Source organism: Catenulispora acidiphila DSM 44928 (assembly GCF_000024025.1).
Lineage (GTDB): Bacteria > Actinomycetota > Actinomycetes > Streptomycetales > Catenulisporaceae > Catenulispora > Catenulispora acidiphila.
The window spans coordinates 7,575,118-7,601,329 of the sequence record NC_013131.1; the positions used below are offsets into that span (position 1 = coordinate 7,575,118).

Genomic DNA, 26,212 nt, shown 5'->3' on the forward strand with positions numbered 1-26,212 from the left:
AAACAAGCGCCGGGCGATTTAACCGCGAGTAAGCCCTCTGGTCTGCTGAAACACATGGCAGACGACAACTCTTCCACCCTCGCGATCCTCACCGCGATCTTCCACGACCAGCCCGAGCTCCTCCGCGCGGTCAAGCTGGGCGACCTCCACTCGAGCCAGCTGCTCGAGGAGGTCCGCACCCAGAACAAGCTCTTCGGCGGCCCGGTCCGCCAGTTCGCGGTCGGGCGCACGGGAGCCGGCAAGACCACGCTCGGGAACCTGCTGTTCGGCGCCGAGGCGATGAAAGTGACCGGCTACAACGACTGCACCGACTACATCGGCCGGGTGCGCCTCAAGAGCGATATGTCCTACTTCGACACCCCTGGCGCCGGCGGCGACGACGAGTACGAGAACTACGCCCGCATGGCCCTGGGCCTGCCCCAGCTCAGCGTGCCCGAGGTCACCGAGTTCAGGCTGCTGGACTTCACCAACGCCACACTCGACGCACGGCAAAGGGTCGAGAACGTCACCCAGACCGTGATCACCGCGGACGATTACGAGAAGGGGTTCGCGAAGAAGTATCCGCCCGACGTCCTCATGTATGTGGTGTCCCCGCACGTGCAGTTCGTGCGCACGGACCGTGAGTACCTCCAGGACATGCTCAAGCGGTACGGCGACCGGGTCGTCATCGCTCTCAACCGGTGGGACGGGATGACCGCCGAGAACCACGTGGAGAACGTGCGCCGGCAGATCGACACCGTCTACCGGCACGTGTCCCCTGACGGCTCGCTGCGCCCGCGGTACGCCGAGTTCAACGCCCGCACCGGCTCCGGTATGGACGAGCTGACCCGGCACATCTGCGAGGTCATCGATCCGGCCAAGCTGGGCCGGATGCAGGCGGTGCTCGACGGCAGCCTGAAGGACCAGGCCCGCAAGGAGCGGGCCCGGCACTACCACCGCACTTTGGACCGGATCGCCGCACGCCTGGCCCTGCACACCGTCGACCACCAGACCGCCGGGCTGGACCTGATCACGCTGGCCGCCGACGGCGTCGCCCAGTACGGCGTGCTGACCTTCGAGGCCGAGAACGAGGCCCAGGAGGTCCGCGACGAGTTGGCCCGCCACGTCGCGGACGAGGCCGAGCGAGTGCGCCGCGAGCGCACCGAGGACATCGTCACCCAGCAAGTGAAGACGGGCACCCGCGACATCATCACCCAAGAGCCGGTCTACGACATCGAGGAGAAGATCGAGTACGAGACGCACCGGATCTCGGAGCAGATCAGCGAGAGCACCGGCGTCGGTTTGTGGAAGTCGATGGCGATCCAGACGGGCGCCGCCGTGGACCGCGCCGCCAACTGGCTGCAGGGCGGCACGCAGAAGGAGCGGGAGGCGATCAAGCACCAGGCGCGGAAGGACCAGGTCAAAATCACCACGCACATGGTGGAGAAGGACATCCAGGTCCCGGTCAAACGCTACGAGCAGAAGATCGCCAGTTATCAGGACAAGGTGATCGCCACCGTCACCGAGGTGGTCGGCATGACCGACACCGTGGTCGGCACCAGGGCCCTGCAGGGCGCGGTGCCGCTGATCGAACTGCTGCTGTCGATAGGGCACGGCGTCGAGCGGTTCTGCGTCGCGACCGGTGAGCGCAAGCCGATCGACGACTACGTCGCCGCCGCCCGCGACCAGATCGCCCTGGAGTTGGACCGGGTGCGCCGCCAGCTCGACCAGTTGATCGAGCGCGGCGCCCCGGCCGAGCAGCAGATCGCGGATCTGCTCGACTCCCTGTTCGCGAAGTAGCGGAGAGGACGCCTGACCGATGCTCCGCGATCTCCACGAACCTTCGCTGGGCGCCGTGCGCGCCCGGCTGATCCAGCAGGAGCTGGCCGGCGGCGCCGCGTCCCGGCCGGTCGACGGCGCAGTTCCCGGCCTCGGAGGGGAGGGCCGGGGGCTGCCCCTGCTGGCCGCGACCGGCAAGACCCACAGCGGCAAGTCCACGCTCGGCAACCTGCTGGTCGGCATGGCAGGGCTGCTGCGTTCCACTGGCTTCCAGGACTGCACGGACGGCGCCGACGTGCTCCGGTTCCCGCGCGGGCTGCGCTATTTGGACCTGCCGGGCGTGGCGAGCAGCGACATGCTGGAGAACGCCAACCGGGCCGTGCTCGGCCTGCCCCAGCATCCTGACCTCACACCAGTGCACGAGGTTCGGCTCCGTGGGTTCACGCCGGACGGGCCGGACCGCACCGACAGCCCGGCCGAAGCTCCCGGTGCGGCCGGAACCACGGAAGCTGCCGAAGCCGAAAACGGGCGTATGTGGCCCGTCGATCGGCTCCGAACCGTGCTCCCCCGCCCCGACCTGGTGTTCTACGTCGTCGCCCCGCACCAGAACCTGAACCGGGCCGAACAGCCCTACCTCGCCGACCTGCTCACGGCGTACGGCGCCGAACGCGTCCTGTTCGTCCTCAACATGTTCCACCGCGCCGACGGCACGCCCCAAGCCACCCCACAGAACCTCGACGACGTGCGCCGCAAGCTGGATCGAGCCTGCCGGGCCGTCGGCGCGGCACTGAAACCGGATCGGCTTGTCGCCCTCGACTGCCGCACCGGCGAGGGCCTCGACCGGCTGCTGAGCGCCGCGCAACAGATCTTGGACGACGACGGCCTGCTCGCCGAGGTCGTGATCCGCCAGCAGCAGGAGGCGCCGGCCCGGTACCGAGCCGAAGTGGCAGCCGCGGTGGCCGACTACGTCACGCAGGCCGCCACCCTAACCCCGGGCCCTGACGGCACCGCGCACGAAGACCTTGAAACGGCCGCGAACCGGCTGCTCGCCTATGCCCGGCGGCTCGGGACCATCCCATCAGGGTTCGACGAGAACCGTTGGCGTACCTCCTTCCGCGCCGTCGCCGCCGCGGCGGCCGCCGAGCTGCGCAACGAAGCCACCGAACCGATCATCGAACGGCGCTCACGGGACGTCACCCGCACCGAGACCGTCTATGACTGGATCACCGAGACCGACTACAGCCACCCCGTCTACGAGACCCGCCGAGTGCGGGTCGACTCGTCGATCGCAGATCTCGACGACCTGGTCACGGCCGTGAAGCGGGCGTGGCGCGGCGAACGCTTCGCCGCCGAGCGCTGGGAGAGCCAGCAGGTCGTCGTCGGCTACGCCAGCATCGAGCGCCAAGTGGCGGTCGGTACGCGCGAGGTCTACGACCACACCGAGCACTGGGAGGAGAACGTCGGGACGCGGGTCACCGCCGTCTACTACTCCCCCTACGGCGCGATCGGCCCGGCGCTGCTGCTCGCGGCCTGGGCGGCGGCGCTGCGCGGACGGAGGCCGGGCAAGGACCTCGGACCGGCGTCGGTTTACGGGCGTGCTCTTCAGGAAGCTGTCGCACATTCCGCGCCGGGCGCCCCAACGGAACCCTGGGCGATCTTCGCCCAGAACATCATGCCCGCTGCTTCTGTCCCCTTGTGGCACTCGGCGGCAGACCTCACAGACCGGCCCGACCTTCCGGAGGAAGCGTCATGACCACGCCACAGGCTCGAGAAGCACAAACGAAAGTGCCGAAGCAGACAGCACCGCAGACGACGGAGCCGACCCGCCCTGCCGCCGACAACCACGCCGCCGCGCGCACAGCAGCACGCACCGAAGCCCGCATCGCCGCCGTGCTGGCCGCCCGCCGCGCGGGCCTCCCCCACCTGGCCGACGCCGTCGACCGCTGGCGCCACATCGCCGACAGCCTGGCCCAGCTCGACGCGGCGCTGACGGCGCTGAGCGAGCAGCCCGCCGTGCCCGAGCCGGCGAAACTCATCCTGAGCGCGCTCGCCGACACCGGCCCGGTGCGAGCCGAGATCGCCGCGCTGCGCGCCGACCTGCGCAACCTGCACGCCCGCCTGGGCCGGCAGACCCTCAACATCGGGATCTGCGGCCGGGCTCGGATGGGCAAGTCGACGTTCCTGCAATCCGCCAGCGGCCTGGGCGAGGAGCAAGTCCCCACCGGATCCGGACTGCCGGTCACCGCCGTGCGCAGCCGTCTCTACCACAGCGCCACCGCCACAGGCGCGCGGGTCGAGCGGCTGAGCCCAGACCGCTTCGTCACCGAGGTGGTCCGTCCCTACTACCTCGCTCTGGGCCATCCACAACCCCCTGCGACACTGGACGCCTTCGCCGCCGACGACTCCATCGAACGGCTGGATCCGCAGCGGGTGCCGGACGGCACCAGCCTGCTGGACGATCTGCTCAAGATGCGCCGCTCGCTGCCGCGCTACCGCGAGGAGCTGGCCGGCGACGTGATCGATGTCGAGCTCGACACGCTGCGCCGCTACGTCGCCTATCCGACGCGCGAGGAACTGGCCGCCGAGCGTGACTCCGGCGCGGTCCTGGACCGGCACTACCTCGCCGTCGGCGACGTGCAGATCCGGTGCGCGTTCCCCCGCGCGGACGTCGCCGGGATCGGCCTGATCGACCTGCCGGGGCTGGGCGAGCTGGCCCCCGAGGCCGAGGCGCACCACCTCGGCGGGCTGGAGCACGAGGTGGACGCGGCGCTGATCATCGTGCGGCCCACCGACGTCAGCGCGTTCTGGGACGACTCGGCCAAGCGGGCGAAGCAGCTGATCGAGCGAGCCTGCGGCGACCTGCTCGACCCGCGGGACTTCGCGTTCATCGTGATCAACGACGACGGCGCCCGGCCGGACCTGTACGCCGCGCTGCGCGACTCGATCCTGGACCGGGTCAACGGCGGTGTCGACGGGCGCAACTACACCGTGCTCACCGTCGACGCCAAGGACCCGGCCGCGGTCGGCGCGCAGGTGCTCGATCCGCTGCTGGACCACCTGGCCGCGCACGCCGGGCGGATGGACGCCGCACTGCGCCGCGGCCACCGGGACCGGGCCGAGCAGCTCGCCGCCCGGATCCGCGGGCATCTGGGCGAGATCGGGGAGGCGCTGCGGCGCGTGCCGCTGGCCAACTCCGCGCGGCTGCTGGAGAGCCAGTCCGAGACGCTGCACCGGCAGCTGGCCGCCGCGCTCAAGGAAGTGGTCGACGAATACGAGCGGCGGGCTCGGGAAAAAGATCAGGACTATCAGGCGAAGGTGGAGGTCGCTTATCTGGAGGTGGAGGCCTGGCGCGCCCGCGGTTTCGGGGTCGGAGAGGACGCGTGGCGGGCGAACGCGCTCGCCGAGGGGAAGGTGCGGGGCAACGTCGGCGGATTCGTGATCGACGAGCTGAACCGCATCCGCGTGGAGATGGGCGCGGGTTTCCGGCGGCTCGACGCGTACTTCGCCGACCGGGTCGCCGAGCTGCGCGGGGATGTGGCGGCTGCGCTTGAGGTGCAGCTCGGCGGATTGTGGAAGCGGACGATCAGCGGCACGGGGCACGGCTCCAGCGTGGAGGCGCTCGCCGGGCAGCCCGACGGAGAGTCTGCCGGAACGCCTGCCGAATCCTCCGCCGAGCCGGCGACGGGGTCGAGCGCCGAGCCCACCGGCGACGAGGCGCTCCGGATGCTGGCCGAGCGCCTGCACGACGCGGCCGATCCCTGCCGGATCCTGGCCCGCGCCGTCGAAGACCTGCTGGACCTCACCCTCGACTACAACTCGCACGTCTACCCCTGGATCGCCCAGCACCTGCGCAAGCTCAACCAGGAGTACACCGACGACGCCGGGGTCCGGCGGACCCGCTTCGTCGTCGAACTCACCGAAAGCGGCACCGAGCGCCTCTACCAGGAGATCTTCAAGTTCACCGGGGAGGCCTCCTACGCGACCCGCAATGCTCTGCTGGACGGCGACACGCGCCCGGCGCAAGTGCTGGCGGCTGCGGCCGAGTACTTCGCCGACGCCTTTCTGCGATCCGGCGGGGTGCGGGCGGAGTTCGGGGCGCTGAGCCGCTCCTACCAGGACGAGCTGTGGCCCGGGCTGTTCGCCGAGCTCCAGCCGCAGAACGCGAATCTGACCCGGGTGCGGCTGCTGGCGCGCACCCTCGCCGAGTTGACGGAAGGAGCCCGGCTGTGAGCGACACGCAGCCTGTGACGTCCATACAGACGGACGACCTGGAGATGCGGGTGGTCCTGGTCGGTCCCATGGGCGTGGGCAAGACCTCGCTGATGACCACCCTGGCCGACGGCGGCGCGGCGCTGCTCGGCGGCACCCGCGTCCTATTGGAGTTCGACGAGCCGACGGCCGAGATGATCCGTACCTGCAAGGCCGCGCTCGACGGCTCCCTGGCCACCGAGCAGTTTCAGGTCAACGCCATGCGTCCCTCGCAGGAGCTGACCGAGTACCGCTACGCCGTCAATCCGCGCATCAGCGGCGTGGACCGGTTCCGCTTCCCGCTGACCGTGCTGGACATGCCGGGCGGCTGGTTCGGCCCTTCCGGGATCCCGGCCAGCCTCGCGCGCAACCGGGAGATCTTCGACGAGTTCCTCGGCAGCGCCTCCACCCTGCTGGTCCCGATCGACGCCACAGTACTGATGGAGGCCCGGCTCCAGCACCAGGTCGCGGCCCTGCCGGAGATCCTGCGGATCCAGGACGTGATGTCGGCGGTGGAGCGGTGGACGAAGGACCGGCGCGGGCTCGACGGCTCGCCGCTGCCGGCCACCGTCGTGCTGTGCCCGGTCAAGTGCGAGACGTACGTGCATCCGGTGGGCGGCCACGCCAATCCCGCCGCGGACAGCATGCGGGAGCTGGTGGACCGGTTCTACACCGCGGCGCTGCGCGAACTGCTGGAGACTCAGCAGGTGGCGCTGGGCCGCATCCTGTACTGCCCGGTCGAGACGATCGGCCCGGTCCGGCTGACCCGGGCCGACTGGGTCGAACGCGACGGGATGCTCGAATGCCGGCCGTCGTACGAGAAGGTGGGCGGTGCCACCCGGCGACTGCCGCACGGCGGAGAGGAGCTGTTCGCGTTCCTGTGCGCCGAGGTGCTCACCCGGCTGCGCTCGCACTGGTTCGAGGTCGCCGAGTGGGAGCGTACGCAGGCCGAGCGGCCGGTCGCGCCGCCGACGGGCGCCGGGCTGTTCGCCAAGGCGTGGTTCTACCTGGTCGATGCCTGGGACGAACGTACCGACCGGGTACTGCACCGGCAGCAGCAGTCCCGGCTGCTGTTGGAGCTGGCCCAGCTCGACAAGGCCGTCTCGGCGATCGCCGAGCGCGAGAAGCGGGCCTTCGAGAACCGGCCGGACAACCGGTTCGCCGTGTTGTATCAGGCCGCACCCGGCTGGATGTGACCATGGAGATCTTCGTACGGACGAAGTCGTACCGACAGGAGTACGGATTCCTGGGCGCGTCCCCGGACGACTGGTGGGTGGAGTACCGGCGGTTGACGACCGTCGAGCGGCCGGGGCTGATCGCGCGGGCCGAGGGTGGGGCGTGGCAGGTGCTGCTCACCGGGATCCCGACGCCGCGTACCGATGCCGCGGACCGGCGGATCACGTACTCGGTGCTGTTCGAAGGATCCGGGGCGCCGCGCGGGGAGGATCGCGAGGTGCTGATACGGGTCGTGCGAGCCTGGCTGGACGCTCTGGCCGATCCGGAGGCCGTGGAGTCCGGGATCGGAGCCGGGCTCGACGAGCACCTCGCCGAGGAGAAGATCGTGCGGCTGCTCGCGGCGGGGGCACAGGGAGACGTGCGTCCCGGGGTCACCAGGATCCCGAGCCTCGTCGAGCAGCCCGGCCGCCCCGGGAGCGGGGGTCTCGTCGGCCGCTCCGGCCGGCCCGGACTGTCCGAACCGCCTGATCCGCCTGATCCGCTTGATCCGCCCGACGATCCGCTGACCGACGAGGAGCTCGCCGCTCCGGCGGTCGCGGTACGGGCCGTCGCCGCGCAGCTGGATCCGGTGCCGCCGCCGGCAGCCGGGGCGTCGTCGGTATCCGTCGGGAGCGTGCGAACCGCGGAGGACCGACACCACCTCGTCGCGGCGGTGGAGTCCCTGGCCGCGAACCGGTCCGGATTCGCCGGCTATCTCAACATCCCGCGCAAGGCCGAGAGCGCGGCCCAGGCTTGGAACCACCTCGCCAAACCCGGGCGGCTCTGCGTCGTGCTCGCCGATCTGCCCCACCAGGCGGTGCAGGAGGCAAAAAAACTCTTGGCGGTCCGGCCGGATCCCGACCCCGAGCCGGATCGCAAACGCCTGGTTCGGGCGGCGGGCTGGCTGCTGGCGGCACTCGTCCTGGGAGTGGCGGCAGTGGCGGTGTGGTACCTGCTGCGCCGCCGGTGACGTCGGCCTCGGAAGGACGCTCGGTACGCCCCACACCGCAGCCCCCGGACCTGATCCGATCACTCGACGCGCTGCGGGATTCGGTCAGCGGAGCGGCGGGCAGGGCGATCCGCAAGATCGGTTCAGAGATCACGAAGGAGGTGACCCGCCGTCTCGCCGACGATGCCAGTGACGTCGGCGACGCCAGTGACGTCAGTGACGATCCAGGGCACGCCCCGGACCATCCGCCCGGACCGCCACCGCGTCACGATGACGGGCAGGCCAAGGCATAAGGGCAGCCACGCCGTCGTCAGGGCCGGTCCGGCCGCCTTCCCTCCGCCGGACCGAAGTCGCCGGCCGTCTGCCAGGCGCCGTCCGGCGGCATGGACACGCGACAGTCCGCATAGCTCAGCCGTTTGCCGATTCGTTCCCGGAAGGCAGTGCCCTCAGCGACGCGGACGTAGTTGAAGCCGCCCAGGTCGGCGATCGGACGGTGGTCGCCGACCTGGAGGATCAGCGTGGCGCGCGGGTGGTAGGCCAGGGCCATGCCGAGTTCGATCAGGACGTTGGGGCGGGCTTGCATGGAGTGGCCGGTCTCGAAGCCGGGCTCGGACGGGCCGGCCAGTTCGGGATGCAGGCGGACGATGTCATCGGGCGTCATGATCACGACCACCGCCTTGGCCCGCGGGATCGCCTCCCGCAGCACCCGGCCGAGGAACGGCATCGGCTGCTGGAGCAGGCCCACCGCCTCGTCCCATTCCACCGGGTGCAGCCCGAACGCCCGCAGCAGGTCGAACGTGGCCACGCGGGCTCGTTCGTCGCGGCCGTGGATGACGAACACCGTGTCCTTGTCTGTGACCTGATAGGCGGCCTCCGGGTTCACCGGAGCTGCCGGGCCGGCGGAATCGACCGGAGCAGCGGAGGCGACCGAATGGGCCGAAGCGGCCGGCATGATCGGCAGCAAGCTCGCCGAACGCGCGGTCCGCGTGTCCAGGTAGGCGATCTGGTCGTCCAGGAGTTCCAGGAACTCCTGCGCGTCCGCAGCATCGCGCAGGAACGGATTCACCGCCCGCAGCTGCTCCGCTTCCGACAGCGCGCGCCGCATGTTGTCGTCCGCGATCTCGGCCGTCTGTCTCAGCAGTTTGAGATCCCCGAGCAACATCAGCGCCTGCCCGCTGCGCAGCCGCAGCAGCTCCGCCTTGGCACTGTCGGTCGCCCCGGTACGGATCAGCTCACTGCTGAGCGTGTCCAAGGCCTCGTTCAGCTCCCGGGCCTGCCCGTCGCGCCGCCACACCCTCATCTCATACCGGAGCTTCGCGGCGTGCAGCAGGTACCTGGCCAGTGGCGGGATCTCGGTACCGCCCGACGACCAGATCCACCGACTGGCCCGGGCGTCGGAGCCGGGACCGACAGCCAGCAGGAGGCGACGGTCCGGCGTGTACAAGGGACGAGCGAAGGGCTCCCACAGCTGAACCCCTCGGTCGAGCGTGGCGCCCAGGAGATCCGGCGGCTCCGTATTCGAAGCAGTCGAACTCGTAGAATCTGCCGCATCCGTCGCATCCGTCGCATCAGTCGCATCAGTCGGCACCAGCGTGGCCAGCCATCCGAGCAGCGAGGCGTCCGCGGGATCAGCCTCGGGCACTCCGGCCAGGAACAACCGCGCCTGTCCCAGCATGTGCGGCGCGTACCGGGCACTGATCGCGTTCCAGGTCCGGTCGAAGTCCCGCCACCATGTCCACTCCCCCTCCTTCGGCAGGCGAGTCTCAGGCGGCGCCAACGCGACGGACAGGTTGAAGACGTCGTGATGCTTCCGCAGCACCGCCTGGCTGTCCGCGAACGGCCGCTCCTGGAGTGCGAGCACGCCCTCGAACTCCTCCGGCACCCCCTCCGCCGCCGACGGCGGGACCTGCGGCACATCGAACCCCTCGACCGCCTCGGTCATCTGGAACGCCAGCCGACACCCGCGCCAGATCTCACACAGTCCCCGGTACGCGGCCGGTGCCTCCGGACCGGTGGCGGGCGCGTAAAGATGAACGACGTACTGCTGATCAAGCAGCTGCGCCGTCACCGGGCCCGCCCCGGGTCGCCACCACCGCGCAGCATGTGAATCAGTTCATTGACGCGCTCCCGGATCTTCGGCGGCACCGGTATCCGCACGACACCGGTCAGCCCCGCCTCGGGCCGCGTGTTCCCTGCCCCGATCGGCGTAATCCGCATCGGCCCGGCCAGCTCCAGATCAGCGGTGGCCACCGCGATGGCGTCCACGTCATCGGCAGGAGCCGCGGCGAGCGCGTCCAGCATGCCTGCCAGCAGCTCCCACCGCGCCGGAGTCAGCTCCCAGTATTCGACATGACTCAGAGCCCTGACAGCTTCCGCGCGGATCTGCGCGAGGTCCTCACTCACCGACGCGCCTCCCGTCCTCGTCCAGACCGCTCAGATACCGCTCCACCGCGGGCAGGTCCACCGTCTCAAGATCCTCCTGCCGCAGCACGATCCGCAGCTCCTGCGCGGCCACCGAACCGGTCCAGCCCGCGCGCACGAACGTGTCCACGATCAGCAACAACAACTCGGTACCCGTCACCCCCGGCACCCGCGACAGCCGCGACCCGACCAGTGGAATCGCCACCGGCTTGAGCTGCCCGCGCCGCCCTATCGCAACCCACAGCTGCTCCAGACTGAGCCGGAGCTCCTCCCGGCTCGACTCGCCGACCAGATCGTTGCGCTGCCGGGTGTAGGCGACGCCGAAGATCCACCGGTCCTCATGCGGCAGCGCCACCACGGTCCCGACCGGATAGCGGGTGCGCTTGCCCTTCGGCTTGTCCCGGGGACTCTCCCGGACCACCGGAACCACCCCGCGCAGCCCTCGCCGCAGCTCGCGGTCCAGCGTCTTCACGTCCCCGCCGTAGAGCCGGTGCAGCAGCTGGCCCTGCACGCTCTCGGCGCTGATCAGCTCATTGCGCTCGGTCGAGGTGTCGAAGGTGTCGCAGAACCCGACGACCAGGTTCGCCGCCTTCTGCTCGAACAGGTCGCCGCGCACCACCGACAGCCGGGCCCGCAGTCCCGTGAACTGCCGCTGTAACAGCTCATCGCCCCGCCGCGCCCGTAACCGCCCACGCAGCTCCGCCACCTGTGCGCGGGCTTGGGGGTCCTGCGGCCGACGATCAGCGATCCGCACCGCGGTGGCCAGCGCCTCGTCGATCCGTCCCAGCTCGGTCTGGATCTGGATCAGCTCGCTGCAAGCGGACTCGTACAGCCCGTGCAGCCGCCGCATCCGATCGGCGACGAAACCGACCGGCTCGCAAGCCACCAGCGGATCGCCGCGCCAGAGCTCCAGCGCCTCCTGCAGCAGTTCGCAGGAACGGCTCGCCGACTGCCCGGCCGCCATCGCATCGACCACCAGCCGTTCGAAGCGCACGGCATCGATCTCATCGGGACCGCACACCAGGCGGTACGCGGACTCCGACTCCGAGCCGACGACCACCGGTTCGGTACGCACCACAGATTTCTCCGGAGCGACGCCCTCGGCGTCCAACAGCCGGCGCAGGGCCAGGATCCGCTGCTGGACCTCGGTACGGCTCGAACGATCGCGGCGGCTGTGGTGGCCCGAAGCCGGCCACAGCTCCTGGTGCATACGGCTGGAGGCCACCGAATCGCCGTCCGCGGCGACCAACAACGCCAGTGCCCGCGCCGACAGCGGAGGGACCCCGACCGGTTTCCCCTCCACCTCGAGCAGCAGCGGCCCGAGAACGTTGATCTGCAAACGTGCCATTGCGATCTCCCCTGCCGCCACGCCGCAATTTCCTTCGGCGAGGAAAAGTCTACGGACGATGATCTCCCCACTGCGGATAAGTCGGGGAAACCCTGAATACGTATTCTTATAGCGGTGTGACGTGCGGTTGTAGCCTGATAACGCGGAGCGCCGGCGCGAAGGGGCGGGATGAGCGGGAAACCGAGAAACTATCAGGGGATTGTCTACGCGGAGGCTCACGCACTGCTGCGGCGGACGCTTGAGTGGGAGTTTCCCGAACGCCGCTGGAATCGGGTCGACGATGCGCTGGCGGGAATGGAGTCAGCCCTCGACGGCGGCTCGTTGCAGACGTTCGAGGACACGGTCGCCACGATGGAACTGCTCGCCCCGCCACGAGTCTCCACGAGGCTCGGCGATCGGCCGGTGGTACCGGCTCCGGCTCGTGTGCGCGAGCGCGTCAACAAGCTGATTGAGCGGCTGGTGCGGCTGGTCGATGACGCTGATGCCGACGACGCCGAGGATGCCGCCGACGACACAGGGCTTTCGCAAACGGCTGACCCGGAAGCATGACGCCGCAGCCACGGCCGTCACCGTCGCCGACCGCCCAGGCACTGGCGGTCCATGTCTTCTTCTCCGCTGAGGGCGAACACGCCCGAGCCTCCTACGCGCGCTTACGCGACCTATGGACGGCCTGCGGTGATTCGCTCGGCATGACGACGCCGGTCCCGCGGCTCGGTATGCCCGTCGAACTGCCGCCGACCTTGGCCGCGCCGTCCGTCCTCGGACCGGCGGCCGCGCGCCAATCGGTCGCGGAGGGGATCGTGCAGGCTTTCGTCGTCCGCGAGCGCGACGTCTACTGCCTCGCCGTCATGATCGCCCCCGATGCGGCCGAGCGGCTCGGGTGGAGCGAGTTGGAGGCACGGTGGTCGGCGGTGGTGACGGCAGGAGCAAGCGCGGGTGCGGGCACGCCGAACGCTGTCCCGCTGGGCGAGGCCCGGCTCTTCCTTGCCCTGGTCAACACCATGCCCGACGGCGTCGCCGCACCTTCCGGAGTACGGGAGGCCATGCCTCAGCATCCTGATACGGACGAGGCTTGGTGGCGGCGCGGCCATCGCACCGACTCGGGTCTGCTCCTGTGGGAGACCGCCTCGCGCCCCGACGACCGAGCTGTGCGCCGCTTCGCCGTCGTGGCCTCTCGCCGCGACGAGAAGCTGATGGACGCCTGGGTGTGGACGCGCGGCGAGGCTGAGGTGCCGCCGTTCGGGCGCTATCTGATGCACATGGCGAAGATCCGTCATGAGCTGCGCATCCATGCCGGCGGCGACGCTGTGCGCCGACTGCGCACGGAGGCGGACAGCCGGGTGGAACGTCTGCTGCAGCTGTTGGAGGGCGAGATCCCGGCCGGGCCCGCGGAGCTGGTCGCGGCCTCGACACGGCTGGCTGTACTACGGGTGCAGTCGGCGGGGCTGATCGCCGCGCTGACCAGGCTGCGCGAGATGCGGCGGACGGTACAGATCGCGCAGTGGAACATGGCGGCTGCGCTCGGCGAGGACGGCGGAATAGAAGGTCAAGCCTCGGCGGTCAGCGGACCTGGACACATCAGAGCTCGCGCGAGTGACAACGAAGTCGGCGGGCCTGTGTCTGGCCGGCCTGGCACGACGGGCAGCCGACCCGGCACTCCCCCGGCCACCCCGCTCACCGACGACCGAGCACTGGCCGACTGGTTCGCGACCCGTCTCGACGACGACGCCCTGTACGTGGCGGCGGCGTGCGATCGCACCCGCGACGTCGCGGAGATCACCGCGACGGTCGTCGAGCACGGCCTGCACGAGCACCGACAGGCCGCCGAGGACCACCGCGACCGTTTCAGCCTGCTCCAGACGGCGATCATCGGAGCCGTGCTCATGGTCCTGACCGCGGTGCAGGCGCTCGGCTACCGGGTCCCCGTGTCGGGACCGGTCAAAGCCCCGCTCGTCGCGGTCCTCGGCGCCGTGACCCTGTTCCTGGCCGCGTTCGTCCTGCGTTTGGCCACCGCGTCCGACCACCGCCCGCAGGCCTTGCTCAGCCATATCGCCGCCGGCCTGAGCGGCGCCGCGCTGGTCTGGTTGCTCGTCGCGATCGGCTGGACCGAGCAGGCCCACCACAGCTCGCCGCGCGGCCTGACCTGTCTGGTGTCAGGATTCGGATTCGTCGTCGGGGTAGCAGTCGCCCGCCTGCTGTCCCGCCGCGGTCTCGCCGCTTAGGAGGCGACGTGGGAGTACGCCGGGAACTGGTCGAGCCGGTTCAGGCACGACTTTTTCACGTCACCAAGACTGGAAGCCTGGCCTCCGTCATGGACCAGGAGGCGTTCGAAGAAGGCGGCCGGCTCGCGGACGCGCTCAACGAGCTGCTGACGGCCGGCTATGACGACCTTCAAGCCCGGCACGCGTTGGGCTACTTGTACTGGTTCCAGTCTCAGGGGATGGACGACGAGCCGGGTCGGGCGGCACGCGCCGCAGCGGTCACCTTGTTCGCACCCTGTTTCCTGACCGGAGCGGGAATCCTGCCCGAACCGCTGCTGCCCGAACTCCTCGAGCGGGCTGTGCCGGACGCGGTGGCGATGCTCCGACAGCTCCGGAGCCAGGCGCGCAAAGGCGTGGCAGAACCGCTCAATCCAGCGCGGCTCGACGAGGCCACGGTCTTGGCCTGGACGCAGATCACCACAGCCACGGCCGGGCGGCCGGCTCACGCCGCACATCTGCCGAATCTGTGCGGCGCGCTCCAGATCCGCGCCGCGAGAACCGGCCTGCCGGAGGACTTGGACGCGGCGGTCGACGCCGGCCGGCGCTCCGTCACCGCCGCGCCGCCAGGCCATCCGGTCCACGCAAACGCCATGTCGAACCTGTCCGGCGCCTTGCGCGCCCGCTATGAGCACCAGCGTGATCCGCAAGACCTCGACGAGGCCGTCGACGCCGCGCGGCACGCCGTGGCCGCGACGCCCGAGCCGGGCCCGGACCGGTCCCGCTTCCTGGCCAACCTCGCGAGCGTCTCGCACATGCGTTACCACCGCACGGCCGACCTGGCGGACCTGAACGCAGCCGTCGACGCCGCCCGGGCAGCCACTGCGGCCACGGACCCGCGCGCGGCGACCCGCGGGCACCGGTTCGCGACCCTCAGCGGCGTGCTGCTGGACCGCTACGAGCTCGGGGGCATGTCGGCGGATCTCGACGAGGCTGTCGACGCCGGGCTGCCGGCCGCAGCCGCGATGCCCGAGGACCATCCGGACCTGCCGGCTCTGGTGGCCCGAGTCGGCGAGGCAATACGCAGACAGGCTGAGCGGACCGGGGATGCCGAACGGCTCGACGCTGCCGTCGCTCTGGCCCGGCGGGCGATCGATCTGACCCCCGAGACCGACCAGGCGGCAAAGGCGGCACGGCGGCTGAACCTCGCCGTGGCCCTCCTGCACCGTGCCGAGTCCTTCCCAGACCGGCGTGCCGACCTGGACGAGGCGATCGCCGTCGGCCGGCAGGCGACCGCCGATCCGGGGTGGGCCCGAGTGCGAATCCTGGCTCTCACCAATCTCAGCACCGCGTTGCGGAGGCGGTTCGAGCGCAGCGCCAACCGTGCCGACCTCGACGCGGCGGTAGCGGCCGGCCGCGAAGCGGTGCGGGTCGCAGGGCACGAGGTCACTGGCGGCTTCGAACATGCCGTGGCTCTCACCAACCTCGGCTCTACACTGGCAGTACGGCTTGAAAAGTCGGCGGAGGCTGGAGATCTGGCCGAGGCTGTACGCCTCTGCACGCAAGCGGCACACATGGCGACCGCGCCAGCGCTGCTCCGGACCAGGGCCGCAGCCACCGGCGGGCGCATGATCGCCCGCACTGATCCGGCCCAAGGTGCCGCGCTGCTGGAGACCGCGGTGGCGCTGCTGCCGCTCCTCGCGCCCCGGCATAAGAACCGCGCGGACACGGCGTACGCACTCGGGGAGCTCACCGGCGTGGCCAACGACGCCGCTGCCGCGATACTGGCGGACGATCAGCCCCGGCCGTCATCGCCGCAAGCAGCGCGCGCCCTGGCGATCCTCGAACAAGGCCGCGCCGTCCTCCTCGGCCGCGGCCTTGACGTCCGCGGCGATCAGGCCGCACTGGAACGTGAGCATCCCGCGCTGGCCGCCCGCCTCGACGAGCTGCGCATCCTGCTCGACGGCGAACGCACCGCGCTCCTGGAATCCGACCCTGACCTGCCCGCACCAGTCGAGCAGGACCGGATCTCGCTGACAGCCGACCTGCGACGGCTGCTAGACCACATCCGCTCCCAGGACGGATTCGCCACCTTCGGCCTGCCCCCGGACCCTACTGCGCTGGCGACTGCGGGCGCAGAGGGACCGGTCGTGGTCTTCGTCGTCACCTTGACGAGTGGTCACGCGCTCCTGCTGACCGCCGAGGGTATTCGTGCCCTGCCACTCCCCGGCCTCACGATCCACTCCGTGCTCGACCAAGGACACACCTTCTATTCGGCCTTGCAAGGGACTTCGCCGGGTATGTCCGAAGTCCTCGAATGGCTTTGGGACACCGTGGCCGGTCCGGTCCTCGACGCCCTCGGCATCCACACGCCGCCCGGCGCCGACGAACCCGCACCCCGCATTTGGTGGGTGACCGGCGGTGTCCTCGGCATGCTGCCGATCCACGCGGCCGGCTACCACCGCGAAACCCCGGCCTCGGCCAGGCGCACCGTCCTGGACCGGACGGCCTCGTCCTACGTCCCGACAGTCCGCGCCCTCCTCCAAGCCCGAAACCAGCGCGACCGTGAACGCCGAAGCCGACAACAGTCCAGCACCCCTGTCCCAGCCCTCAGTTCTCTGATCGTCGCGATGCCCACGACTCCCGGAGCCGAAAAGCTCCCGGGCTCCGCCGCCGAGGCCGAAGCCCTCAGGCCGCTGCTCCCCGACCCCGCCACACTGATCGAGCCCGAACCAGGCACCGAAGGCGTACCCCCGACGAAGCCGCGAGTCCTCCAGGAACTCACCACGCGGTCGATAGCCCACTTCGCCTGCCACGGCCACCACGACCCCAACGATCCCGCCGCCGGCCACCTCCTCCTCCACGACCACCGACAGGACCCCCTGTCCGTGAAAGCCCTGGCCGCACTCGCCCTCGGCCACGCCAACCTGGCATACCTCTCCGCCTGCGACACCGCCCTCGGCCTGTCCCCCGGCCGCCTCATCGACGAGTCCCTCCACCTCGCGACCGCCTTCCACCTGGCGGGCTTCCAGCACGTGATCGGCACTCAGTGGATGGCCAACGACCTGGTCGCCGTGAACGTTGCCAGCGCCTTCTATCGACAGCTGCTCAATCCCACAGCAGCACCAACCGACCTCGACCTCAATCTCAATCTCAATCTCGACCGCTGCGCCCACGCCCTCCGCGAAGCCGTCCTGCGCCAGCGGAACCGTCACGCAGCACGCCCTCACCTCTGGGCGCCCTATATCCACGTAGGTACGTGAATCAGCGCGGGCGCTGCCCTTCGTTGGCCCACATGGAGTAGGGAGATCTTCGCCGGCCGGGCCGAGGCCGGGTTCCCTCGGAATAATGGTGCGGAGATACCTGAAGCGCGATTCGGCCCGTTGGAGGTCCGATGGCGTCGAAGTTCAACCCGCCGCCTGGCTGGCCGAAGCCGCCACCCGGCTGGACACTGCCGCCTGGCTGGCGACCTGATCCCTCGTGGCCCACTCCCCCGGCCGGCTGGCAGTTCTGGGTGGACGTCAGCGAGTCCGACGAGCCACCGTCCACCGATCCGACGTCCGCTGCCACGGGACTGCCGCCCGGCGCACCAGCAACACCTGGGCCGCCGCCACCGGGTTCAACGGCCTACGGTGCTGGAACACCGCCAGGGCCGAATCGCAAAAGACCGCGGTGGATGTGGGTGGCCGGCGGCGTCATCGCCCTTGTCGTCGTCGTCATACTCAGCACCGTGTTCGGCGCTAAGGACACCACCAAGTCCGCGTCGAAAGCCTCGTCCACGCCGAGCTCTACCGCGACCAGCACGAGAGCCCCGGCGAAACCCAGTTCGACGACTCACTCTTCCACCTCGACGCCGAGCCCGACGACTCACTCCTCCACCGCGACAGCTCACCCCGCGACCCACCCCTCGTCCACGACACCTCACCCCTCACCTCGCCCCTCCTCGACCTCGAAGCCGCCGGCGACGACCACGACATCCCACGCCGCGACCGCCGCTCCCCCCGTGAAGGCCGCGGGACCGGCGCCCACGATCGCTCCGATCTCGCTCGCCGGCTCCGGCCAGCAGACCAGCCGGAAGTTCACCGTCGCAGGCGGACTCACCGAGTTCACCTCCTCGTGCGCCGACTGCGACGCCAACTTCGCCGTCGAACTCCTCGACGCCACCGGAAACGAAGTCGACCTGCTCGCCAACACGATCGGCACCTACACCGGCACCACGGCCGAAGGCCTGCCCGCAGGTGACTACCTCCTGAACGTCACAGCAGACGCGGCCTGGAACATCACCATCACCCAGCCGCGCGCGGTATCACCCGTCGCGCTCCCCCAGGCCTACAACGGGAAGGGCGACAAAGTCGTCGGACCGTTCAACGCCGGCGGCCCGTTCAAGGTCGACGGCACCAACAGCGGCCAAGCCAACTTCGCGGTCAAAGTCATCGACGCCAACGGAGACGACGTCGACCTCGTGTTCAACGAGATCGGAGACTTCACAGGCTCCGACGTCGCGCAGACGACCTTCTCATCAGGGCCCTACTACCTGGTGGTCACCAGCGACGGGACCTGGCGCCTGGCACTGTCGAACCCTTAACACCGCAAGGGATGTCGACAGCCAGGTCAGAAAACCTCTGACCTGGCTGTCGAACGGAAGAGTGGGACACGGACACGGACCCGGTGCGGTTCGGTCAGCTGCGGTGCTGGGCGCCGTGGGCGGCGAGTTTCAGGTCTTGCTGCAGGTCTGCGACGACGGGCTTGGGGGCGAGGTTGACGTCGTAGAGGTTTGCGTAGCCCTCGTTGGTGAACCAGCCGGGGATCCAGGAGTCGGTGTCGCCGAAGCCCCAGACTGTGAAGGAGATGCACTGCTTGACGGCTAGGCAGGCTTGGAGCATCTGGGAGTACTCGTATGGCTGGGCGAAGGTGGCCAGGTGGTCGGTGGGGACTTGGGTGGTGGGGCTGTCCACGAAGGTGCGGACGTCGGCTTCGGTGATGGCGGTCTTCAGGCCGAGGTTGGCGAAGCGCTGGAGGTCGTCGGTCATCTTTGTGGGGAAGCCGTACTGCGTGTCGAGGTGGCCCTGGTCGCCGACGCCGCTGATCGGGACGCCTTGGGCGACCAGCTGCTTGATGAAGGTGTAGGCGGCGTCGCTCTTGGCGTTGGTTCCGTCCTCGCCGGCGATGTTGTAGTCGTTGTAGAACAGGAGCGCCTTCGGGTCGGCGGCGTGGGCCCAGCGGAAGGCGTCGGCTATGACGCCGGTGCCCAGGTGCGAGATCCAGAAGTCGTTCGGGTTCAGCTGGGACGGGTTGTCGTCGGTGAAGAACTCGTTCGCGACGTCCCACTGCCAGATCTTGCCCTTGAAGTGCGTCACCTCGTCGGTGATGTGCTTGTGCAGCAGGTCGCGCAGCTGCGCGTCACTGATCGTGCCGTTGGTGACGCCGGTGGTCAGCCAGTCCGGAAGCTGGTTGTGCCACAGCAGGACGTGGCCGCGGACGAGTTGGTGATTCTGCTGCGCGAACTGCACCAGGCGGTCGCCGCCGGACCAGTCGTACGTGCCCTGCGTCGGCTCCACCACCTGCCACTTCATCTCGTTGCCGGGCGTGACCACCGAGAACTGGGTCGCGGCGATCTTGGCGTAGTCCGGGTTGTCGAGGTCATAGGGGACGACGGCGGTCCCGATATGCAGGTCGATCTTCGAGGCCAGCGCACGAAGCGAGTCGGAGGAGCTCGAGCTCGCCCCGGCGACGCCCGAGCCCGTGATCGCGGCCGCGACGGCGGTCGCCACGGCGACGCCTACTGCGGCCAGACGGTGGAACCTCATTGCGGAAACCCCTTTGCGCGAGAGCAGACAAGGACTCCGAGTTTCGATGAAGATACCGAAACTTTTTCGCAAAACTCGGCGATAGGGACTGTATCCGTGACCGGGCAGAAGTCAACCACCTGGGCCGTTCTGCTGCTTATACGTGGCTTGATATCGTCGATGACCTGGCAGTGTTCTGTCGTGTGGGATTGCTTCGAGTTTCGATAAGTTTCGATGCTCTGAAGATGCTCTGATTTTCCCGCGCGATACTCGGCAGCGGAGCAAGACCCACCCACCTCGACGCAGCTAGGGCGGCGGCACGCATGGCATTCCCAGACTCCGTTCTTCATGCGCTGGCGGCGCGGCCGGAACACGTCGCTGTGGAGGACGGTGACCTTGCGGTGACCGGCGGCGAACTGCTGCGCATGATCGGCACGATTGCCCGCGGACTGCGATCGAGTGGTATCGGTCCGGGCAGTGGAGTGGCGATGGAGTTGGGCGTCAGCGCTGAAGCGGTGGCTGCCTATTTCGCGGGTTACACGGTGGGCTGCCGGGTGATCGGCGTGCATCCCGGGTACTCGGCGCCGCAGCGCCGGCATGTGCTCTCGCGCGGCGTGGACGCAGTGCTCACCGGTGATCGGGTGGCTGAACTGCTGCGCGGTGAGGCGGCTGACCCTGTGGTGCTGGCCAGGCCGGACGATGTGGCGCGGGTGGCGTACACCAGCGGCAGTACCGGCCGGCCGAAGGGCTGCATGCAGACGTACAAGGCGCTGTCCTCGCATTGGTCGTGGGATGTTGAGAACTGGTGCGCCGACACCGTCGAGCTGGCGCGGTGTACCGGTCGCTATCTGCTGTTCGGCACGCTCGCCAGTGCCGTGGTGCAGGACTACCTGGCGCTGTGCCTGCTCTCCGGCGGCACCGCCGTGATCCCGCGGCTTCCCGCAGCCGGTGAGGGCCCGCTGTTTCCCGGGGTGTTCGAGCGGTTGCGCGCCAGTGCGACGATCATGAACGTGCCGCGCCTGTATCAGATGCTTGATGCGCTGAGGACGGCGGAGTATGACATGTCCTCCGTAGCGGCGATCATGGTTGCCGGGTCGCCGCTGCCCGCGCACCGGCTGGCCGAAGCGGTCGAACTGCTCGGCCCGGTGGTCTACTCCTCCTACGGACTGACCGAGACCGGTGGGCTCACCGCGCTGACTCCGACGGACATCGCCCAAGGTGTGCTCGGCTCCGTGGGACGGCCGCTGCCCTCCGTGGAGGTGGACATCCGGGACGGCGAGATCTATGTGCGCACGCAGTACCAGATGTGCGGGTACTTCGACGAGCCCGAGCTGACCGCCGAGACCCTGACGGCCGATGGCTTTGTGCGTACCCGCGATCTCGGGAAGCTGGAGGACGGCTACCTGTCCCTGACGGGTCGCGCCCGCGAAATCATCATCGTGGATGCCCTGCCGGTGTATGCGGGCCCGATCGAGCGCCTGCTGGCGGCGCAGGAGGACGTGGACCAGGCGTACGTGATCGGCGCCCCGAGCGACCAGCGCGGCGAGGCGGTGCACGCCTTCCTGGTTCCCCGCCCGGGACACAGCCTGGACCACGCGGGCCTGCGCCAAGCGGTCCGCGCCGACCTCGGCGAGCTCAGCGTGCCGGAGACCATCACCCAACTCGCCGAGGTCCCGGTGGCCGCCAGCGGGAAACCGGACAAGGCCGCATTGCTCGGCTTGCTTCGAGGCGGCGTGCCTGAAGCCGCGAGCCGGGACCACTAGTAGTCCAGTAGTGCTCAGCGGCACTCCAGCAATCGAGTACGCCGACTACGCCGAGCCTGGTCGATGCTGCCGTCGGCGAAGTCAAAACGGCGCTGGGGCGGCGGGGCGATGCCGGATTCCGTAGAGCACGCACCAGGTTTGGCCGCCTCCACTCTGGACATTCGGCGACCGGCTCAAGCGTCTGTCCGCCTAGTGGAGGGAGCCACTTCATGACCTTTGATCCTGAAGCCCAGCTGGACACCAGCGATGTCCGTGACGAACGCGGGGGTGGTGGTGGCTTTTTGGGCGGTGGGTTTCCGGGAGGCCGGGGCGGTATCGCTGGGCTGATATTCGCCCTCATCGCGGCAGCGGTCGGAGTTCCGGTCGCCACGATGGGCGGTGGAGGCAACGGCAACGGCGGGACTTCGGCGTCGCCGGGGGGCGTTGATTCCTCGCTCGCCGCCAAGTGCCACACCGGTGCTGATGCCAATGCCAACGATGACTGCCGTGTTGTGGCCGTCGTCGACTCCGTGCAGAACTACTGGAGCACGGCGTTCGCTAACAGTGGCAAGACCTACCAGCGTGCGGCAACCGTGCTCTTCTCCGGTTCCACCTCCACGGCTTGCGGCCCGGCGACCACCCAAGTCGGTCCGTTCTATTGTCCCGGCGATCGCACGGTGTACCTCGATCTGGGCTTCTGGCAGGAACTGCGTAGCCAGTTCGGAGCGAAGGGCGGTCCCTTCGCCCAGGCCTACGTCGTCGCCCACGAATACGGTCACCACATCCAGGACCTGCAAGGCACGCTCGGACGGGCCCAGCAGGGCGGCCAGGGTGCCACCGGCGGATCGGTCCGCACCGAACTACAGGCGGACTGCTACGCGGGTATCTGGGCGCACTGGGCCACCACCACCAAGGACGCCAGCGGCCATCCCCTCATCGACGCCCTCAGCCAGCAGAACATCGCCGATGCCCTCGACGCGGCGTCCGCGGTCGGTGACGACCGGATCCAGCAGGAGACGCAGGGCAACGTCACGCCGGAGACATGGACCCACGGGTCGGCCGCCCAGCGCCAGAAGTGGTTCACGACCGGCTATCAGACCGGGGATCTGAAGGCGTGCGACACGTTCGCCGGCGGGATATGACCGATCTGTGCTGAACCGTCGGGCGGCGCGGTTACGCCGGCGGTTCAGGCGAGAAAGGGCGGAGCTCGTCGTTGCCCTTTTGCACCATGCCGTATGTGGCCTCGGGTATCTCGAGCCAGGCACCGGGCAGGTTGCCGATCGGTTCGGAGACGACCAACCGCGTGTCGTCGGAGACCTTCTGCATGATGGGCGCGTCGGGGTACTGCTCCCGCAAAGTCGGTACGTCGCGCGTGAGAAAGAGGGTTCGCGATTTGCCCTGGCTCGAATAGCGGAACGCCCATGTGGAATGGCCGTCGCTGGTCACGATCGTCCCCTGGAAGGGGTAGTCGATCCCGGCCTTCCGGCCCTGCGCCTCGACGAAGCCGATGGCCCGGGCCACGGCCTTCGCCGGATCGGTTTCGAGCCCGAAGGTGAGCGCCAGGTAGAACAGCAGCTCGGTGTCGGTCGTGCCCACGATGAGGGGGTAGAGCGAGGGGTCGACGGCGAAGGCCATGTCGCGCTTGATCTTCGCGAACCCGTCGATGAAGCCGTTGTGCATCCACAGCCACTTCCCGTAGCGGAAGGGATGGCAGTTCGTCTGTTGGACCGAGGACCCGATGGCGGCGCGGATGTGGGCGAAGAACAGGGGCGAGGTGACGTGCTCGGAGACCTCGCGCAGGTTCGTGTCGTTCCACGCCGGTTCGACGCCGCGGAAGATGCCGGGGGTGTCGCGGCCGTCGTACCAGCCGATGCCGAACCCGTCGCCGTTGGTGGTCTCGGCTCCGAGCTCGGAGTGCAGGCTCTGGTCGATGAACGAGCGGATCGGCGTGTACAGCACGTCGCTCAACAGGACGGGCGAGCCTGAGTAGGCGAGCCAGCGGCACATGGCGCTTCCTCTCACGTGAGTCCGGTCATATGCCATTGTCTACGGGTTCACGTCCGGGCGCACCGGCCCGTCCGGCGTGATCGGTCTTTCAGATCTAGCATCGTCACCAGAGAGTGCGAGCCATCGTCGTTCAGTGTGGGAGGACGCCATGGCCTCGTCCGTGGAACAGATCCGGGACGTGCTGACGCTCGGCCTGGAGGAGGAGTTCGTCCTCGTCGACGGCCGCGAACCAGTCACGGTCCCCAGGGCCGAAGCCGTCCTGGCGCGGATCGGCGGCCGCCTGGATGGGCGAATGCACCGCGAACTCTTCCAGACCCAGATAGAGACCAACACGCTGCCCCGCGTGACGGCGGCTGAGCTGCGCGCGGACCTCGCCGAAACACGCGGGGCGGCCATCGAGGCCGCGGCCGGCCTCGACACGCGGCTGGTCGCCTCGGGCGCCGGAGTGCTGTCCCGGCGACCGCTGCCGGTGACGCAGTCGCCGCGTTATCTGGAGATAGCCCGCCGTTTCCCGGACGTGCTGGCCGAGTTCGAGAGCGAGCCCAGCGGCTGCCACATCCACCTGGGAACCCTGGACCGCGACAGGGCCGTGCTGCTGGGCACGCGGCTCCGGCCGTGGATGCCGCTGCTGCAGTCGCTCGCGGGCAACTCCCCGTTCGCTGCCGGACGCGACCGCGGCTGCGCCAGCTGGCGGTACTTCGAGTTCCAGCACTGGCCCTCCGCCGGTCCGGCTCCGAGCTTGACCGGCGGCGGGTACGAGCGGGCTGTACGCCGCCTCATGGAGTCCGGGACCGTCATGGACCGCAAGATGATCTACTGGTTCACCCGGCCCTCGGAACGCTGGCCCACCCTGGAGATCCGGGTCGCCGACGTGAACCCGGATCTGAACGTCCCGGTCTTGCTCGCGCTCCTGGTCCGGGGTCTGGCCGCGACGATCCTGGCCGCCCTGCAGGCCGACCAGCCGGTTCCGGGCACCGACGAACACCGGCTGATCGAGGACCACCGCCTGGCGGCCCGGTTCGGCCTGGCCGCCGAGGGACTGGATCCGGTGAGCGGCACGCTCGCGTCGGCCGAGGAGCGAGCGGCCAGTCTGCTGGAATTCAGCCGGCCGGGCCTTGAGCCCGGAGGCGATCTGGAGACCGCTGCCCTCCTGCTCGCCGAGGTGCGGGCCACCGGCGGCGGAGCCGCGCAGCAGCGGGCCGACTTCCAGGTCCGGGGGTCCTTGTCGGACGTGGTGGACGGGCTGGTGAAACGGACTGCTGTGTGAGGGGCGAGCCGCAGACTGATACGGGCCGCGCGGGCGCCGCCGGAGGCCTGCCAGCGCGGCCGTTCGCAGGTCGCCGATCCGCCGATCCGCCGATCCGCCGATCCGCCGAAAAAACATAGTCGGCGATGGACGGGCTCCGGTCCGCTGCGGAACCGATCTTGGTCAGGTCAGTGGCGGAACCGACCCCGGTCAGTGCCGGACCGCAGCCGTGATCTTCGCGGCGATCGAGCCGGAGAGATCGCGGTTGCTGCGCGCGGTGGCGGTCGCCGTGCCGTTGGCGGGGACTGCCGAGACGGTGACGACCGTCGCGTCCAGGAGGTTGCCGTTCGGGTCGTCGAATGCCACCGAGATCGTGTAGTCGTGGGGATCGGACGTCGGGTTGCGCACGGTCAGCGGGCACTCGGCACGGCCGTCCGAACCGGTGGTGGCCGGTCCGGCGGTCACATCGGAGGCCGCGGTGACGCCGTCGGTGACCTGGGCCAGGGCCGAGGAGGCGGCCGAAGACGCCGACGACGCGGCTTGGGAGGCGGCCGATCCGCCCTGCGAGGCCAGGCTGGAAGCAGCCGACGAGACCTGCGAGGAGGCGCTGGCGCCGGCTGAGGAGGAGCCGCTTCCGCATCCGGCCACCGACAGAGCCATCACGGCGAAGGCCGCGGCACCGACGGAAAGGCGCCGCCGGTGTACCGACGAGATCGTGGTCAGCATGCCCTCAACGTCCACGCGACAGCGCGTGTCCGCCACCTGGTGGCAGCTGAAAGGGTGATGGCGCGGGCTACAGGCCTGCCCCGGTGGTGGGATGGCGAACTTTTCCGCTCTGCGTCGGCGAGCGTGGTCCGGCCTCGTCCCGGAGTCGCTGCATCGCGTGATGGGAACCCCAGGTCAGAGCGATGACCGAGCCCCATGCGAGAGCGAGCAGGATCCCGATTCCGCCGAAGATGGCCGCGTTGTCGGTGTTGCCCCTGATCAGCGCGCCGAGGCCCGAGAAAAGGAACGCGAACACGAAGAACGCGCAGAACACCCGGATCGATGTCGTGATCAGCTTCACGGCGATCCGCTCCCGGACGGCGATCTCGGACAGCATCACGGAGATGCGCTCCATCCTTCGCCGAAAGTCCGGATCAGGGCTTTTGCCAGCCATGATCCCATTATCGGCCGCCGACGGTCACGCTGCATCCCCAAGGAGGTGCTGGCTGGCAGGGTGCGGGAGCCCGTGGTCGACTTGACGGACGCTGTCTGAATCGGCTCCTGGTCGCGGGCTCCTGGTGTGGAGGTA

19 protein-coding genes are annotated in these 26,212 nt (G+C 69.4%); 12 read left to right on the forward strand and 7 right to left on the reverse strand.

Going from position 1 to position 26,212, the window contains the following annotated elements; all coding sequences use genetic code 11:
* Positions 1-54: 54 nt before the first annotated feature.
* The 5 genes from CACI_RS32560 to CACI_RS32580 are packed head-to-tail and all read left to right on the forward strand — an operon-like array spanning position 55 to position 8,191.
* Positions 55-1,779 (forward strand): GTPase family protein, encoded by a 1,725-nt coding sequence (locus CACI_RS32560; protein WP_015795147.1) that lies wholly within the window; start codon positions 55-57, stop codon positions 1,777-1,779.
* 19 nt (positions 1,780-1,798) lie between these two features.
* Positions 1,799-3,511 carry a GTPase family protein gene (locus tag CACI_RS32565; RefSeq protein WP_015795148.1) on the forward strand — a complete coding sequence of 571 codons (1,713 nt, stop codon included), beginning with the start codon at positions 1,799-1,801 and terminating at the stop codon, positions 3,509-3,511.
* A 32-nt stretch (positions 3,512-3,543) separates the two neighbouring features.
* Positions 3,544-5,988, forward strand: a complete 2,445-nt coding sequence (locus tag CACI_RS32570; protein WP_041540582.1) for a hypothetical protein — start codon at positions 3,544-3,546, stop codon at positions 5,986-5,988.
* Positions 5,985-7,202: a hypothetical protein gene (locus CACI_RS32575; protein ID WP_015795150.1), complete on the forward strand. Its 1,218-nt coding sequence runs from the start codon at positions 5,985-5,987 to the stop codon at positions 7,200-7,202. The genes CACI_RS32570 and CACI_RS32575 overlap by 4 nt, the downstream gene beginning before the upstream one ends.
* Positions 7,203-7,204: 2 nt before the next feature.
* A complete protein-coding gene (locus CACI_RS32580) occupies positions 7,205-8,191 on the forward strand; it encodes a hypothetical protein (RefSeq protein ID WP_015795151.1) in 987 nt (328 codons plus the stop codon).
* A 289-nt stretch (positions 8,192-8,480) separates the two neighbouring features.
* On the opposite strand, the gene CACI_RS46350 is transcribed toward CACI_RS32580, so the two are convergent.
* Genes CACI_RS46350 through CACI_RS32595 form a run of 3 tightly spaced genes read right to left on the reverse strand, consistent with a single transcriptional unit; the run spans position 8,481 to position 11,939 of the window.
* A complete protein-coding gene (locus tag CACI_RS46350) occupies positions 8,481-10,238 on the reverse strand; it encodes a CATRA conflict system CASPASE/TPR repeat-associated protein (RefSeq protein ID WP_015795152.1) in 1,758 nt (585 codons plus the stop codon).
* Positions 10,235-10,573, reverse strand: a complete 339-nt coding sequence (locus tag CACI_RS32590) for a CATRA system-associated protein (RefSeq protein ID WP_015795153.1) — start codon at positions 10,571-10,573, stop codon at positions 10,235-10,237. The genes CACI_RS46350 and CACI_RS32590 overlap by 4 nt, the downstream gene beginning before the upstream one ends.
* A complete protein-coding gene (locus tag CACI_RS32595; RefSeq protein WP_015795154.1) occupies positions 10,566-11,939 on the reverse strand; it encodes a macro domain-containing protein in 1,374 nt (457 codons plus the stop codon). Before CACI_RS32595 ends, CACI_RS32590 begins: the two co-directional genes overlap by 8 nt.
* A gap of 168 nt (positions 11,940-12,107) precedes the next feature.
* Here CACI_RS32595 and CACI_RS32600 point away from each other — a divergent pair, with 168 nt between their 5' ends.
* From CACI_RS32600 to CACI_RS51600, 4 genes are all read left to right on the forward strand, one after another.
* Complete coding sequence (locus CACI_RS32600; protein WP_015795155.1) at positions 12,108-12,488, forward strand: CATRA system-associated protein; 381 nt, start codon at positions 12,108-12,110, stop codon at positions 12,486-12,488.
* Entirely contained in the window at positions 12,485-14,161 is a 1,677-nt protein-coding gene (locus CACI_RS32605; protein WP_015795156.1) for a CATRA conflict system CASPASE/TPR repeat-associated protein, read from the forward strand. The genes CACI_RS32600 and CACI_RS32605 overlap by 4 nt, the downstream gene beginning before the upstream one ends.
* 8 nt (positions 14,162-14,169) lie before the next feature.
* A complete protein-coding gene (locus CACI_RS32610) occupies positions 14,170-17,400 on the forward strand; it encodes a CHAT domain-containing protein (protein ID WP_015795157.1) in 3,231 nt (1,076 codons plus the stop codon).
* A gap of 740 nt (positions 17,401-18,140) precedes the next feature.
* The gene (locus CACI_RS51600; RefSeq protein ID WP_049871774.1) at positions 18,141-18,722 is read left to right on the forward strand and encodes a hypothetical protein; all 582 of its coding nucleotides are present in this window, start codon (positions 18,141-18,143) and stop codon (positions 18,720-18,722) included.
* A gap of 94 nt (positions 18,723-18,816) precedes the next feature.
* Here CACI_RS51600 and CACI_RS32620 read toward each other — a convergent pair whose 3' ends face one another.
* The gene (locus tag CACI_RS32620; RefSeq protein ID WP_015795159.1) at positions 18,817-19,944 is read right to left on the reverse strand and encodes an endo-1,4-beta-xylanase; all 1,128 of its coding nucleotides are present in this window, start codon (positions 19,942-19,944) and stop codon (positions 18,817-18,819) included.
* 302 nt (positions 19,945-20,246) lie between these two features.
* Between CACI_RS32620 and CACI_RS32625 the strand changes: the two genes are divergently transcribed.
* The gene (locus tag CACI_RS32625; RefSeq protein WP_015795160.1) at positions 20,247-21,686 is read left to right on the forward strand and encodes a class I adenylate-forming enzyme family protein; all 1,440 of its coding nucleotides are present in this window, start codon (positions 20,247-20,249) and stop codon (positions 21,684-21,686) included.
* Positions 21,687-21,895: 209 nt separating this feature from the next.
* Positions 21,896-22,807 carry a KPN_02809 family neutral zinc metallopeptidase gene (gene ypfJ / locus CACI_RS32630; protein WP_015795161.1) on the forward strand — a complete coding sequence of 304 codons (912 nt, stop codon included), beginning with the start codon at positions 21,896-21,898 and terminating at the stop codon, positions 22,805-22,807.
* Between the two features lie 31 nt (positions 22,808-22,838).
* Here ypfJ and CACI_RS32635 read toward each other — a convergent pair whose 3' ends face one another.
* Positions 22,839-23,672 carry a class II glutamine amidotransferase gene (locus CACI_RS32635; RefSeq protein ID WP_015795162.1) on the reverse strand — a complete coding sequence of 278 codons (834 nt, stop codon included), beginning with the start codon at positions 23,670-23,672 and terminating at the stop codon, positions 22,839-22,841.
* Positions 23,673-23,820: 148 nt separating this feature from the next.
* Between CACI_RS32635 and CACI_RS32640 the strand changes: the two genes are divergently transcribed.
* Positions 23,821-24,939, forward strand: a complete 1,119-nt coding sequence (locus CACI_RS32640) for a carboxylate-amine ligase (protein WP_015795163.1) — start codon at positions 23,821-23,823, stop codon at positions 24,937-24,939.
* A 189-nt stretch (positions 24,940-25,128) separates the two neighbouring features.
* Here the strand turns inward: CACI_RS32640 and CACI_RS32645 are convergent, their stop codons facing one another.
* Together CACI_RS32645 and CACI_RS32650 are read right to left on the reverse strand one after the other, a co-directional pair.
* The gene (locus tag CACI_RS32645; protein WP_015795164.1) at positions 25,129-25,644 is read right to left on the reverse strand and encodes a hypothetical protein; all 516 of its coding nucleotides are present in this window, start codon (positions 25,642-25,644) and stop codon (positions 25,129-25,131) included.
* Positions 25,645-25,711: 67 nt separating this feature from the next.
* Positions 25,712-26,038, reverse strand: coding sequence for a hypothetical protein (locus CACI_RS32650; protein WP_041540586.1), 327 nt, complete (start codon positions 26,036-26,038; stop codon positions 25,712-25,714).
* Between the last annotated feature and the right edge of the window lie 174 nt (positions 26,039-26,212).

Coding starts and splice junctions, on each gene's coding strand:
- CACI_RS32565 (WP_015795148.1), top strand. CDS start 1,799: ATGCTCCGCGATCTCCACGAACCTTCGCTGGGCGCCGTGCGCGCCCGG.
- CACI_RS32580 (WP_015795151.1), top strand. CDS start 7,205: ATGGAGATCTTCGTACGGACGAAGTCGTACCGACAGGAGTACGGATTC.
- CACI_RS32560 (WP_015795147.1), top strand. CDS start 55: ATGGCAGACGACAACTCTTCCACCCTCGCGATCCTCACCGCGATCTTC.
- CACI_RS32605 (WP_015795156.1), top strand. CDS start 12,485: ATGACGCCGCAGCCACGGCCGTCACCGTCGCCGACCGCCCAGGCACTG.
- CACI_RS32595 (WP_015795154.1), bottom strand. CDS start 11,939: ATGGCACGTTTGCAGATCAACGTTCTCGGGCCGCTGCTGCTCGAGGTG.
- CACI_RS32645 (WP_015795164.1), bottom strand. CDS start 25,644: ATGCTGACCACGATCTCGTCGGTACACCGGCGGCGCCTTTCCGTCGGT.
- ypfJ (WP_015795161.1), top strand. CDS start 21,896: ATGACCTTTGATCCTGAAGCCCAGCTGGACACCAGCGATGTCCGTGAC.
- CACI_RS32600 (WP_015795155.1), top strand. CDS start 12,108: ATGAGCGGGAAACCGAGAAACTATCAGGGGATTGTCTACGCGGAGGCT.
- CACI_RS32620 (WP_015795159.1), bottom strand. CDS start 19,944: ATGAGGTTCCACCGTCTGGCCGCAGTAGGCGTCGCCGTGGCGACCGCC.
- CACI_RS32650 (WP_041540586.1), bottom strand. CDS start 26,038: ATGGAGCGCATCTCCGTGATGCTGTCCGAGATCGCCGTCCGGGAGCGG.
- CACI_RS32640 (WP_015795163.1), top strand. CDS start 23,821: ATGGCCTCGTCCGTGGAACAGATCCGGGACGTGCTGACGCTCGGCCTG.
- CACI_RS32635 (WP_015795162.1), bottom strand. CDS start 23,672: ATGTGCCGCTGGCTCGCCTACTCAGGCTCGCCCGTCCTGTTGAGCGAC.
- CACI_RS32625 (WP_015795160.1), top strand. CDS start 20,247: ATGGCATTCCCAGACTCCGTTCTTCATGCGCTGGCGGCGCGGCCGGAA.